Origin of the sequence: Roseovarius faecimaris (genome assembly GCF_009762325.1) — a bacterium.
GTDB classification, from domain to species: Bacteria; Pseudomonadota; Alphaproteobacteria; order Rhodobacterales; family Rhodobacteraceae; genus Roseovarius; species Roseovarius faecimaris.
In genome coordinates, this window is the sequence record NZ_CP034348.1 from 1,182,128 (window position 1) to 1,193,995 (window position 11,868).

General features: G+C 64.7%; 15 protein-coding genes. 11 read left to right on the plus strand and 4 right to left on the minus strand.

Annotation, left to right across the window (positions count from 1 at the left end; genetic code table 11):
- Positions 1 to 60: 60 nt before the first annotated feature.
- A complete protein-coding gene (locus EI983_RS06230; RefSeq protein WP_157706521.1) occupies positions 61 to 942 on the plus strand; it encodes a DMT family transporter in 882 nt (293 codons plus the stop codon).
- Here the strand turns inward: EI983_RS06230 and EI983_RS06235 are convergent.
- Positions 909 to 1,358, minus strand: a complete 450-nt coding sequence (locus EI983_RS06235) for an NUDIX domain-containing protein (RefSeq protein ID WP_157706522.1) — start codon at positions 1,356 to 1,358, stop codon at positions 909 to 911. The genes EI983_RS06230 and EI983_RS06235 overlap by 34 nt on opposite strands.
- Positions 1,359 to 1,474: 116 nt before the next feature.
- Here EI983_RS06235 and EI983_RS06240 point away from each other — a divergent pair, with 116 nt between their 5' ends.
- The 6 genes from EI983_RS06240 (at position 1,475) to EI983_RS06260 (ending at position 6,904) form a co-directional block, all read left to right on the plus strand.
- The gene (locus tag EI983_RS06240) at positions 1,475 to 2,251 is read left to right on the plus strand and encodes an esterase/lipase family protein (RefSeq protein WP_425500898.1); all 777 of its coding nucleotides are present in this window, start codon (positions 1,475 to 1,477) and stop codon (positions 2,249 to 2,251) included.
- The gene (locus EI983_RS06245) at positions 2,248 to 3,396 is read left to right on the plus strand and encodes an alpha-D-ribose 1-methylphosphonate 5-triphosphate diphosphatase (RefSeq protein ID WP_157706523.1); all 1,149 of its coding nucleotides are present in this window, start codon (positions 2,248 to 2,250) and stop codon (positions 3,394 to 3,396) included. The genes EI983_RS06240 and EI983_RS06245 overlap by 4 nt, the downstream gene beginning before the upstream one ends.
- A gap of 115 nt (positions 3,397 to 3,511) precedes the next feature.
- Positions 3,512 to 5,164, plus strand: a complete 1,653-nt coding sequence (gene bchE / locus EI983_RS06250) for a magnesium-protoporphyrin IX monomethyl ester anaerobic oxidative cyclase (RefSeq protein WP_157706524.1) — start codon at positions 3,512 to 3,514, stop codon at positions 5,162 to 5,164.
- A complete protein-coding gene (gene bchJ, locus EI983_RS06255) occupies positions 5,130 to 5,750 on the plus strand; it encodes a bacteriochlorophyll 4-vinyl reductase (protein WP_246162315.1) in 621 nt (206 codons plus the stop codon). Before bchE ends, bchJ begins: the two co-directional genes overlap by 35 nt.
- 679 nt (positions 5,751 to 6,429) lie before the next feature.
- Positions 6,430 to 6,555: a hypothetical protein gene (locus EI983_RS19420; protein ID WP_281356456.1), complete on the plus strand. Its 126-nt coding sequence runs from the start codon at positions 6,430 to 6,432 to the stop codon at positions 6,553 to 6,555.
- A complete protein-coding gene (locus EI983_RS06260) occupies positions 6,527 to 6,904 on the plus strand; it encodes a YHS domain-containing (seleno)protein (protein ID WP_246162317.1) in 378 nt (125 codons plus the stop codon). Before EI983_RS19420 ends, EI983_RS06260 begins: the two co-directional genes overlap by 29 nt.
- Before the next feature lie 63 nt (positions 6,905 to 6,967).
- On the opposite strand, the gene EI983_RS06265 is transcribed toward EI983_RS06260, so the two are convergent.
- From EI983_RS06265 to EI983_RS06275, 3 genes are all read right to left on the minus strand, one after another.
- The gene (locus EI983_RS06265) at positions 6,968 to 8,035 is read right to left on the minus strand and encodes a 5-(carboxyamino)imidazole ribonucleotide synthase (protein ID WP_157706526.1); all 1,068 of its coding nucleotides are present in this window, start codon (positions 8,033 to 8,035) and stop codon (positions 6,968 to 6,970) included.
- Positions 8,028 to 8,516: a 5-(carboxyamino)imidazole ribonucleotide mutase gene (gene purE / locus EI983_RS06270; protein ID WP_157706527.1), complete on the minus strand. Its 489-nt coding sequence runs from the start codon at positions 8,514 to 8,516 to the stop codon at positions 8,028 to 8,030. The genes EI983_RS06265 and purE overlap by 8 nt, the downstream gene beginning before the upstream one ends.
- A 169-nt stretch (positions 8,517 to 8,685) precedes the next feature.
- Positions 8,686 to 8,910, minus strand: a complete 225-nt coding sequence (locus EI983_RS06275; RefSeq protein WP_157706528.1) for a YdcH family protein — start codon at positions 8,908 to 8,910, stop codon at positions 8,686 to 8,688.
- A gap of 168 nt (positions 8,911 to 9,078) precedes the next feature.
- Here EI983_RS06275 and EI983_RS06280 point away from each other — a divergent pair, with 168 nt between their 5' ends.
- The 4 genes from EI983_RS06280 (at position 9,079) to EI983_RS06295 (ending at position 11,776) form a co-directional block, all read left to right on the plus strand.
- Entirely contained in the window at positions 9,079 to 9,492 is a 414-nt protein-coding gene (locus tag EI983_RS06280; RefSeq protein WP_157706529.1) for an Hsp20 family protein, read from the plus strand.
- A gap of 5 nt (positions 9,493 to 9,497) precedes the next feature.
- A complete protein-coding gene (locus EI983_RS06285; protein WP_157706530.1) occupies positions 9,498 to 9,725 on the plus strand; it encodes a DUF1150 family protein in 228 nt (75 codons plus the stop codon).
- 295 nt (positions 9,726 to 10,020) lie between these two features.
- Positions 10,021 to 11,079 (plus strand): fasciclin domain-containing protein, encoded by a 1,059-nt coding sequence (locus tag EI983_RS06290; protein WP_157706531.1) that lies wholly within the window; start codon positions 10,021 to 10,023, stop codon positions 11,077 to 11,079.
- 241 nt (positions 11,080 to 11,320) lie between these two features.
- A complete protein-coding gene (locus EI983_RS06295; protein WP_157706532.1) occupies positions 11,321 to 11,776 on the plus strand; it encodes a hypothetical protein in 456 nt (151 codons plus the stop codon).
- The last annotated feature ends 92 nt before the right edge of the window (positions 11,777 to 11,868 follow it).

Genomic DNA, 11,868 nt, shown 5'->3' on the forward strand with positions numbered 1-11,868 from the left:
CTGGACATCCGGGCAGAGCCGGGGCTTGATGGCGAGAGAGATGCGGGCAGGGGAGGCGGCATGCGGCTCTTGGGGGTGACATGCCTGGTGATGCTGGCCTTTGCCGGTAACGGGCTTCTGACGCGGGCGGGAGTGACCGTTGGCGGGCTGATGCCGATGGAATTTGCCGTGGTGCGGCTGTTTTCCGGGGCTCTCACGCTGGCGCTGTTGTGCCTGGTGCTGCGCGGCGCTCTGCGGCTGGGGGGCGGGCGCGGGCGGCTGGTGGGCGTTGTGGCGCTGCTGATCTATCTCATCGGGTATTCGCTGGCCTATACCGATATAGATGCCGGGATCGGCGCGCTGATCGTGTTCGGGATGGTGCAGATCACCATGTTCGCGGGCGGGCTTGTGGTCCGTGAAGCGATGCCGGTGAACCGCTGGGTCGGGGCCGGGCTGGCCTTTGCCGGGCTGATCTGGCTCTTGTGGCCTGCCGGGGCGGTGGCGGTCAGCCTGTGGCACGGGGCGCTGATGGCGGTGGCCGGGATCGGCTGGGGCCTGTATTCGCTGGCCGGGCGTCAGGAACGGGATGCGTTGCAGGGGACGGCGGGAAATTTCATCCTGGCGGCGCTGGGCGTGCTGGCGGTGGTGCTGATGCTGGGCGGCGGCGGGTTTCTGCGCGATGTGGCCGGGGCCGAACCGCTGGGCCTGTGGCTGGCGCTGGGCTCGGGGGTGGTGACCTCGGCGATGGGATATGCGCTGTGGTACACGGTGCTGCCGCGTCTGCCGGGCACGGTGGCGGCCACGGCACAGCTGACCGTGCCGGTGATCACCATGGCGGGCGGCATGATCTGGCTGGGCGAGGCGCTGACCCTGCGCTTCGGTCTGGCCTCGGTGCTGGTGCTGGGCGGGGTGGCGCTGTCGGTGCGCCCTCAGCGGGGCAGGAGCCGTTCGAGCGGGTCATAGGCGGCGGTCTGATCGACGCCGAAAAAGGCCACCTGAGGCAGACTGTCGGGCTTGAGCCGGATCGTGGCAAGCTCCGGAAAGCTGAACCAGCGGCGGCGGTTGACCACGCCTTCGGGGTCCTGCCAGTCGTCGCTGAGCTGGCCATCAAAGAGGGTGCAGCGGAAGAAGATATCGACCTGGTGAAAGCCATGGTCGGGATTGTGAAACTCGTTGACGAGGCAGGGCGCGCCGACGGCGATGGTCAGCCCGGTTTCCTCATGCACCTCGCGGGCGAGGTTGTCGGGCAGCGACTGGCCGGGTTCGGCCCCGCCCCCGGGCGCGCACCACAGATCCGAGGCCTCGCCCGGGAAGGCGTTGACCAGAAGCAGGCGGTCACGGTGCAGCAGCACGGCGCGGGTCGAGAGGCGGATCGGCATGGGCGGAGCCTAGCGCGCGCCCGCAGGCAGGACAACGGCGCATAGAGCGGATGTGACGCAACGGTGCGGCGCGCTGGCCCCTTTCACAGCCGCGCAAACGGGCTTATCTGGGGGGCATGAAATGGATGGCCTCCTTCTGTGTTGCGCTGCTTGCGCTGGCCCCGCTTCCGGCGCGGGCCGATTGCGTGGTGCTGTTGCACGGGTTGCTGCGCTCGGCCGAGAGCTTTCGCGTCATGGAAGAGGTGCTGAAGGCCGAAGGCTATACGGTGTTTCGCCCTGAATATGCCTCGACCCAGGCGGAGATCGAGAAACTGGCGGCCGAGACGCTGCCCTATGCCGTGCGGGTCTGCGGCGAGACGAAGATCCATTTTGTCACCCATTCCATGGGCGGGATCCTGCTGCGCCACTGGCTGAAGGACAACCGGCCCGAGGATATGGGGCGGGTGGTGATGCTGGCCCCGCCGAACCACGGGTCGGAGATTGTCGATGAGCTGGGCGGGCTGGAGCTGTTCGAGTGGATCAACGGACCTGCGGGGCTACAGCTTGAGACTGGGCAGGCGGGGCTTCCGGCGCAATTGCCGCCGGTCGATTTCGATCTGGGCGTGATCGCCGGGACGCGCACGCTGAACCCCTATTTCTCATCGCTGATCGAGGGGGTGGATGACGGCAAGGTGTCGGTGGCCTCCACCAAGGTCGAGGGCATGAACGATCATATCGCCCTGCCGGTGACGCATACGTTCATGACAGTGAGCCCCCTGGTGATCGCGCAGACGCAGGTGTTTTTGCGGGACGGGGCGTTTGACCACGATATGACCTTTGAAGAGCTGATCTGGGGGGCGGGCGACGCTGACGAGTCGGGCGCGTCCGGACAGGTTGAAGAGCGGCCGGAATGAGCCTGGCGCTGCGGCTGACCGGGGCGGAGGTGCTGCGGCCCGGGGGGCGGAAGGCGGGCCCGCTGAGCTTTGCCGAGGGGCGGATCGTCGAGGACCGGCCGGGGCTGCGGGAGGTGGACCTCAGGAGCTATATGATCCTGCCGGGGATCGTGGATATTCATGGTGACGGGTTCGAGCGGCATCTGGCGCCGCGCCGCGGGGCGATGAAGGACCTGAGCCTGGGCCTGCGCGCGGCGGAGGCCGAGATCGCGGCGGGCGGAATCACCACCGCCGTTCTGGCGCAATTCTACAGCTGGGAAGGCGGCATGCGCGGCCCGGAGTTTGCCGAGCGCGTCTTTGCCGCGATTGGCGCGCTCAGGGATCAGGTGGCCAGCACGTTGCTGACGCAGCTGCGGTTCGAGATCCCGATGCTGGAGGATTACGGGGCGGTGGCCGACATGGTGGCCCGGCATGGCATCGGCTATGTGGTGTTCAACGATCATTTGCCGCATGACGAGCTGGAAAAGGGCAAGCGGCCCAAGCGGCTGACCGGGCAGGCTCTGCGCATCGGGCGCAATCCGGAGAAGCATCTGGAGTTCATGCAAGGCCTGCACGCGCGGATGGGCGAGGTGCCTGCCGCGCTGGACGGGCTGATTGAGGCGCTTGTGGCGCGGGGCGTGCGGCTGGGCAGCCATGACGACAAAACCGCCTCAGAGCGGGAGACGTGGCGCGCGCGCGGCGTTGGCATTGCCGAGTTTCCCGAGACGGCAGAAGCGGTGGAGGCCGCGCATCTGGGCGGCGACGCGGTGATCATGGGCGCGCCCAATGTCGTGCGCGGAGGGTCGCATAACGGGAACGCGTCGGCCGCCGAGGCGGTGATGATGGGCTATGTCGATGCGCTGGCCTCGGATTATCACTATCCGTCCCTGCGCCGGGCCGCGTTTTTGCTCGCAGACGGGGGCGTGTGTGACCTGGCCACGGCCTGGGGGCTGATCTCTGCCGGGCCTGCGCGCGTGCTGGGGCTGACGGATCGGGGGACAATCCTGCCCGGGCAGCGGGCTGACCTCGTGGTGATGGAGCCGAAAAGCCGCGCCATCTGTGCCACGCTTTCAGGCGGGCGCGTGAGCTATATGAGCGGCGATGTGGCCGCGCGGTTTGTGGGCTAGCAGGCCCCGATGACGCGGTTTCGCGGGATGTGACGATCGTCCCCGCGACTTGATCCATGTCAACATGGTGCTTCCAAGATAGTGTAAACTAAAGTTTACAAAACGGGAGGAAACCATGCGCATCTTATTCGTTCACCCCAATTATCGCTCGGGCGGGGCCGAGATTGCCGGGACATGGCCGCCGGCCTGGGTGGCGTATCTCACCGGGCATCTGCGGCAACAGGGCTTTGACGATGTGCATTTCATCGACGCCATGACCGACAATATCACCGATGCGGAGCTGGCACAGCAGATGGAGGCGCTGGCCCCCGATGTGGTGGGCGTCACCGCGATCACGCCGTCGATCTATCGCGCCGAGGATGTGCTGAAGATCGCGCGCGATGTGGTGCCGGGGGCCGTGCGGGTGCTGGGGGGCGTGCACGCGACCTTCATGTACAAGCAGGTGCTGAGCGAGGCGCCCTGGGTCGATGTGATCGTGCGCGGCGAGGGCGAAGAGATCTGTAGCGAGCTGATGCTGGCCATCGAGGACGGGCGTTTTCCGGCGGAGCGGCACAGCATCAACGGGCTGGCCTTCCGCGATGGGGACCGGATCGTGGCAACGCAGGCGGCGTCGACCGTCAAGGACCTGAGCAAGATCAAGCCGGACTGGTCGGTGCTGGAATGGTCGAAATATATCTACATCCCGCTGGGCACGCGGGTGGCGATCCCGAACCTGGCGCGGGGCTGTCCGTTTACCTGTTCCTTCTGCAGCCAGTGGAAATTCTGGCGCGACTACCGCGTGCGCGACCCCAAGGATGTGGTGGATGAGATCGAAGATCTGGTGGAAAATCATGGGGTTGGCTTTTTCATCCTGGCCGATGAGGAACCCACGATCAACAAGAAGAAATTCGTGGCCTTCTGTCAGGAGCTGATCGACCGGGGCCTGCCGAAACGGGTGAAATGGGGGATCAACACGCGGGTGACGGATATCTACCGGGACCGCGATTTGCTGAAGTTCTACCGCAAGGCGGGGCTGGTGCATGTGAGCCTTGGCACCGAGGCCGCGGCGCAGATGAAGCTGGATGTGTTCAACAAGGAAACCAAGGTCGAGGAGAACAAGACCGCCATTCGCCTGCTGCGAGAGGCGGATATTCTGGTGGAGGCGCAATTCATCGTCGGGCTCGACAATGAAACGCCCGAGACCCTGGAAGAGACCTACCGGATGGCCTGGGACTGGCAGCCGGACCTGGCCAACTGGTCGATGTATACACCCTGGCCCTTCACGCCGCTGTTTCAGGAATTGAAGGACCAGGTGGAGATCTATGACTTCTCCAAATACAATTTCGTCACGCCCATCATGAAGCCCGCGGCGATGGAACGCGGTGAATTGCTGGACGGGGTGATGAACAATTACCGGCGGTTCTATTCGAAAAAGGCATTGTTCCATTACCCCTGGCGCGGGACGGGGTTCCGGCGGCGCTATTTGCTGGGCTGCCTCTATGCCTTCCTGAAGGCCGGGTTCCAGCGGACATTCTATGACCTTGGCAAAGCCGGGTACTGGGGGCCGCAGACCAAGAATTCGGTCGATTTCCATTTCGACGAAAACCGGGAGATCGCCGAGGCGCAGATGGCCGATTGGGAGGCCTCCGCCGACAAGGCGGCGCGCGCGAAGGAGCGGCGCGAGGCGGTCAAGGCCCAGACCATCGAGCGCAAGCGCGCCTTCCAGATGCCGAACGGGGCCGAGGTGAAGGCCTGTGGCGGCGGGTCTCAGCAAATGGAGGACGGCTGAGGATGCGCGGGGCCGCGAAGCACGGCTGATCGGGCCGAACGCGGTGTTGCAGGTTGTGCCGGTGCTGGACCGGTTTGGCGGGGCGCACTGGCGCGAGGGGATCCTGACGCGCGCAGGGCTTGGGGCGCTGCCCGATGGCAAAAGCATGATCCCCGAGCTGATGGCGACGCGGCTGCACCAGCAGGTGCGCCTGGACGCGCCGGGCATGGCGCCACGGCTGGCGGCCGAGGCAGGGGTGGGCACGGCGGAGTATATCCTGAAGCATCGCATCCCGCGCCCGGCGCAACTGGTGCTGAAGGCGCTGCCCCGGGGGCTGGCGGCACGGGCGCTGTCGAAGGCGATTGCGGCACATGCCTGGACCTTTGTCGGCTCGGGGGAGCTGCGCGTCGTGGATGCGTGGACCTATGAGATTTCAGGCAATCCGCTGATCCGGGGAGAGGTGAGCGAGGGGTGCTTGTGTCATTGGCATGCAGCGGTTTTTCAGGAGCTTTATCAAGTGCTTGTCGCGAGAAACTCAAGCTGCGTGGAAACGTGCTGTGGCGCGCAAGGGGACGGCGTGCCTTGCCGGTTTGAGCTGAAGGTCTGACGCAACGCGACTTGGCAGGCTGCAGGTGCAACATGACGCCATTGGATGGGGCGGAGGGAGCCAGTTCCTTGACCCTGATAATGGACGGCTGCTTGGAGCGCTGAGCGGACAGTCGGGCAAGCCCACCGCGAGGCCGATTGCCAGCCCCCGGGGTGGCGATCCAGACAGGGTTTCCGGGGCACTTTATCCCAGCCAAATCCGCGCTTGAGACGAACGAGGCACCCAGCCCCGCCATATCGCCAGCCCTGGGAGGGGGGCTGGCGATGGGCCGGGCCGCTGCGCGGCTGTTAACCGGCCTGTGGCGCTTTGCTCCAGTGTCCGCAACATCCCGCAAAGCTGCCTTGACCCGGCATCTGGCGGGTGAACTCGCAATCCGATGGACGAGGCCCGGTTCTCGGCCCGGTGTCCCGAGGCTCTGCTGTAAAACTGATGCGCTGCGCCCTCGCTTAAGATGGGGGCTTTGGCGGGGCAAAGGGTTGAGCGTCACCCGGATGGTTTGGCCCCATCACGGGCGGATCACAGGCAAGTCACCAATTGCGTGCCTTTTCCTCACAGCTTTCTGACCCCGCGAGATCAAGAGTTTTACTGAGCTCTTTTTCTGCGCCGTCTAGTGTCGGCCCACTCCCGGCTGCCCCTGCTATCCCTCAGCGCGGCCTCAATCATGAAAGGAAAACACGAAATGATCACTTCCCCCAAATTTGCGGCGATTGCCCTTGCCGCCATGGCATCGTTTTCAGCCACTCAGGCGCTGGCTGTCGATGAGCATTACATCAGCGATGAGGCAGTTGTCGGCGGGCGGCTATGACGTGGTTGCCTATCACACCGCGGGCGCACCCATGAAAGGCTCGGCCGAGCATGCGGTGAGCTATCAGGGGGCCACATGGTATTTCTCCTCGGCCGAAAACGCGGCGATGTTCGAGGCGGAGCCTGCCAAGTTTGCCCCGGCCTATGGCGGCTGGTGCTCTGCGGGCGCCTCCAAGGGCAAGAAGGTGCCGATCAAGCCTGAATTCTGGGCGATCGTGGATGGCCAGCTTTATCTCAACAGCAGCGAAGGCGCGCATAAAAACCTCTTCCTCGCAAAGACGGAAGAGACGATTTCCAAGGGCGAATCCAACTGGAAAGTGATCTTTGCCACACCGGCGGATGAGCTCTGATCCCGGAGCGGAGATCCACAGACCAGCCGCCATTTTGCGTGGCGGCTGGCGCATCTGCCTGGCTTAGCGGACCACCCGGTTCACATGGCCCATCTTGCGGCCCGGTTTGGTGTCGGCCTTGCCATAGAGATGGAGCGCGGTGTGCGGCTCGGCGGCCAACGCGGGCACGCGGTCCATGTCATCACCGATGAGGTTTTCCATCACCACATCCGCATGGCGCGCGCCATCGCCCAGCGGCCAGCCCGCGACGGCGCGGATATGCTGCTCGAACTGATCGACGGTGCAGCCATTTTGCGTCCAGTGGCCGGAATTGTGCACGCGCGGGGCGATCTCGTTCACGACAAGGCCCTGTGGCGTCACGAAAAGCTCGACCCCCATCACCCCGACATAATCGAGCCGGTTGAGGATCTGCGCGGTCAGAAGCACGGCGTCAGAGCGTTGCGCGGCCGAGAGGCGCGCAGGCACGGTGGTGGTGCGCAGGATGCCATCGCGGTGCACGTTCTCGCCGGGATCGAAACAGGCGACCGAGCCGTCGAGCCCGCGCGCGCCGATGACCGAGACCTCGTGGCTGAAATCGACGAAGCCTTCGAGGATCGCGGGCGCGCCCTGCATATCGGCAAGCGCCTGCGGGGTGTCTTCGGCTGTCATGATCCGGGCCTGTCCCTTGCCGTCATAGCCGAAGCGGCGGGTCTTGAGGATGGCGGGCAGGCCGGTCGCGGCGATGGCGGCCTCAAGGCTTTGCGCGTCAGCGACCGCCGCAAACGGCGCGACAGAGAGGCCCATATCGGCCAGATAGGTCTTTTCGGTCAGCCGGTCCTGGGACACGCGCAGCGCCTCGCGGCCCGGGCGAACGGGTTTGAGTGTCTCCAGCAGGTCGAGCGCCGAGGTGGGGATATTCTCGAACTCATAGGTGATCACATCCACGGAGGCGGCGAATTTGCGCAGGGCGTCCTCGTCCTCATAGGCGGCCTGAAAATGGTAGTTGGCCACGTGCGAGGCGGGGCAATCGCCGCCCGGCTCGAAAATGCAGGTCTTGAAGCCGAGCCGTGCGGCGGCAACCGAGAGCATGCGGCCAAGCTGACCGCCGCCGAGAATGCCGATGGTGGCGCCGGTGGGCAGGGCGTCAGTCATCTTGCGGCTCTTGCGGGATGGAGGCCGAGAGCGCGTCGCGCCAGGCGTCGAGCCGCTGGGCGAGTGCTGCGTCGCCATTGGCGAGGATCGCGGCGGCCATGAGCCCCGCATTGGCGGCCCCTGCCGCGCCGATCGCCATGGTGGCGACAGGGAAGCCCTTGGGCATCTGGACGATGGAATAGAGGCTGTCGACCCCCGAGAGCGCCTTGGTCTGGACCGGCACGCCGATCACCGGCACGCGGGTCTTGGAGGCCATCATGCCGGGCAGGTGTGCGGCCCCGCCGGCCCCTGCGATGATCACCTGCAAACCCCGCTCGACGGCGGTTTTGCCATAGTCCCAGAGCCGGTCCGGCGTGCGGTGGGCCGAGACGATGCGCGCCTCATAGGCGATGCCCAGCTCGTCGAGGATGGTGGCGGCCTCGCGCATGGTTGACCAGTCGGACTGGCTTCCCATGATGATCCCTACTTTCACGTCGCTCATCTGGCTTCCCCGCGGGTTTGGAAAGCGGCACTATAGCGATGCGCGCTTGCGTGGCAAGCGCCGATCGGCCGGGGCCGGATTGCTGTATTCGGGGGGCTGCACCCGGGCCGTGTTGGCGGCCGGCCGGGGGCGTGGCCCGCGATGGTCAGGCGTGCCATCCGGGGCGCTGTCAGGCGATGATGTCGGGGTAAAGCCGGTCTTCGATCATCGCGATGATATCCTTCAGGCGCAGCTTCTGCTGCTTGAGCCGCTTGATCGTCAGGTGATCGGCGGTGCCCTTTTCCACAAGGGCCGTGATCGCCTCGTCCAGATCGCGGTGCTGGTGGCGATATTCCTCCAGTTCGACGCGCAGCACCTCATCGGATTTCATCGACAGGTCTTTGAAGACGTTCATAGGAGGCGATTCCTCGGTCAGGGGTGGACCGGCAGGATACAGGCTGCGTTTGCATTCGCAAAGCCCTTGCAGACCTTTGCGCCAGACCCCATATTTGGATCAAGCCGGGCTGCCGTGAAGCGGGGCCGGGGCGTGAAATGGACTGTCGCTTAAGTCAAGGACGTGTCGATGACAAAACTTACCCTGGGGTCGCACCCCTATATCGTTGGGTTCGAACAGCTGGAGCGTTTGCTGGAACGCTCGGCCAAGGCGGGCAACGAAGGCTACCCGCCGTTCAATATCGAACAAACCTCGCAAAGTTCCTATCGCATTACCCTGGCCGTGGCCGGGTTTGGCGAGCGGGACCTGTCGATCACCGTGGAGGACCGGCAACTGGTCATCCGGGGCCGGCAGCATGACGATGGAGAGGACCGGGTGTTCCTGCATCGCGGTATCGCGGCGCGGCAGTTCCAGCGCTCTTTCGTGCTGGCAGATGGCGTGGAAGTGGGCGAGGCGACGATGGAAAACGGCCTTTTGCACGTGGATCTCACGCGGGCGGAGCCGGAAACCGTGGTGCAGACCATTCAGATCAGGAAAGGGTGAGCGATATGGACACGAAATACACGCTGCAGGATGCCGATGAGCGCGGGATCGTCTATGTGCGCCCCGTGAAGGTCGATGATCTGCCCGATGAGGTGCGCGCCCATGCGGGCGGGCTGGAGACGCTCTATGCGGTGCATTCGGCGCAGGGCGAGCAGCTTGCTCTGGTCAAGGACCGTACGCTGGCCTTCGTGCTGGCGCGGCAGAACAACATGGTGCCCGTCACGGTGCACTGAGCCGCGACAGGCCATTGCGCGGATAACAGCCGCGCAAAGCGCCGCCATGGCAAAAAATCGCCGCGGATGCGACCCGGGCGCTAAGCCTATGGAAAAATTGTGAAAGACAAGCGAGAAGCGTTGCATCATGCAGCGCTTTTTGTCGTTTCGGAAGATGAATTGCGCAGCAAGATTGATCCGGTGCCGCGCCGAGCGCGTAGATCAGGACATCGGCTCGTGAGGCCAAGACAGACCAAAAGGGGTGCGCGTGGGCGGCAGGCTCAGGACATGCCCCTGCATAAAAAAGGAAAACAACATGACAGGTTTACTTCCCATCACAGGCGTTGTCCTGGGCAGCGGTGCACCGGGTGAGTATGACACCAATGGTGACGATTTCGATATGCTGCGCGACGCGGTGATCGCCGCCGGGCTCGACGGCACGCTGAACGATCCGTTCGCGTCGCTCACGGTTTTTGCCCCCAACGATGACGCCTTTGTCGGGCTGGCGCAGACCCTGGGCTATTCGGGCTCGGACGAGGCGGGCTCTTTCGCCTATATCGTGGACAGTCTGAGCCTGCTGGGCGGCGGGGATGCGATCCCGCTTCTGACCGAAATTCTGACCTATCATGTTGTCGATGGCGCGTTTGATCTGAATGCCGTGGTGGGGCTGGGCGACGGGGCCGAGATCGGCACGCTTCAGGGGGGCAACCTGACGCTCGATCTGGGCACCCCGTCGCTTGGCGATCTGGACCCGGGCCTGCCGGATCCGACGCTGATCGGCTTTGACGTGATGGCGACAAACGGGATCATCCATGTGCTGGACGGGGTGCTGTTGCCGCTGGCGGTCAGCGATATCCTGTCGCAGCCGGGCACCGATTTCGTGATCGCCGGAGACGATGACGATCGTCTCAAGGGCGGCAAAGGCGACGATTTCCTCAGTGGCAAGGACGGCGAGGACCGGATCAATGGCGGCAAGGGCGACGATGTGATCCTTGGCGGCAATGACGATGACCGGCTGTCGGGCCGTCAGGATGACGATATCCTGCGCGGAGAGGATGGCGACGACGTGCTGCGCGGCAATCAGGGCAAGGATCTGCTGGATGGCGGTCTGGGCGACGACACGCTTGTGGGCAATGGCGGGGCGGATGTGTTCGTCTTCTCCGAAGGCTATTGCGAAGACCTGATCCGCACCTTCCAGGATGGCGTCGACAAGATCGACGTGTCGGGCTTCGGCTTTACCTCATTCGAGGAGTTCGAGGACGCGGTCAGCTCGCGCGGGCAGCGCACCGAGATCGACTTCGGCGATGGCGACGTGCTGACCATTTCCGGCGTGACGGCGGCCAATCTGGACGCGAGCGACTTTATCTTCGCGTGATCCGGGACCGTGGCGCGGTGCCCGATAACGGGTGCCGCGCTGCGCCGGCGCGGCCTGCCAGCGCCGCGGGCGGCAAAAATTTTTCTGTTTTTATCCTATACTGTTCAGGGGGTTAGCGCGGCTTTGCGCCTGTGCCTCACCACCACCTCAAAATTGCCCTAATCCGACACGAGCCTGTATCCCGCGCGCCGCATGAATTGGGTGCAGGGTATTTTTCACTCCGGTCGTGGAGGTATGAGATATGCAATACAAACGTCTTGAGCCGATCAAGGGCTCGTCAGCCCGGGTGCATACATCCTTCACCAAGAAGGCGATCAGGCAGATCATGGTCGAAGAGGCCGCCGCCATCGAAGCGCAGTCGGCCAAGGCCGAAGCGGCGATCGAAGCGCGGACCGCCGAGGCCGAAGCCGCCGAAAAGAAGGCGACCGAGGATCTGGCCGAAAGGGTGAGAGCGGCCCGCATCCATGCCGAAGAGGCCGACGCCCGGCGTGCCGCCGACGCCGCAAATGCCCCCGAAACCACAATGACGCCGCCGCCGCCGCCCGAACCGGAAGCGGAAGAGGCCGCGCAAGACATCGCGCCACCGCAGCGCCTGCGCGCGGCCTTTCAGACGGTCGAGGCCGATTGCGACCTGATCATCGAGGATGTACCCGCCGAGAAGCCCCGGTCGTTTCTGGGGCGACTGTTCGGCGGCTGAGCCGACCCGCTCCAGCCTGAGACACCGATCATGGGCCGCGTGCCATCCGGCAGCGGCCCAATGTCGTCAGGGTGTCGGCCGCGCGCGGCGCC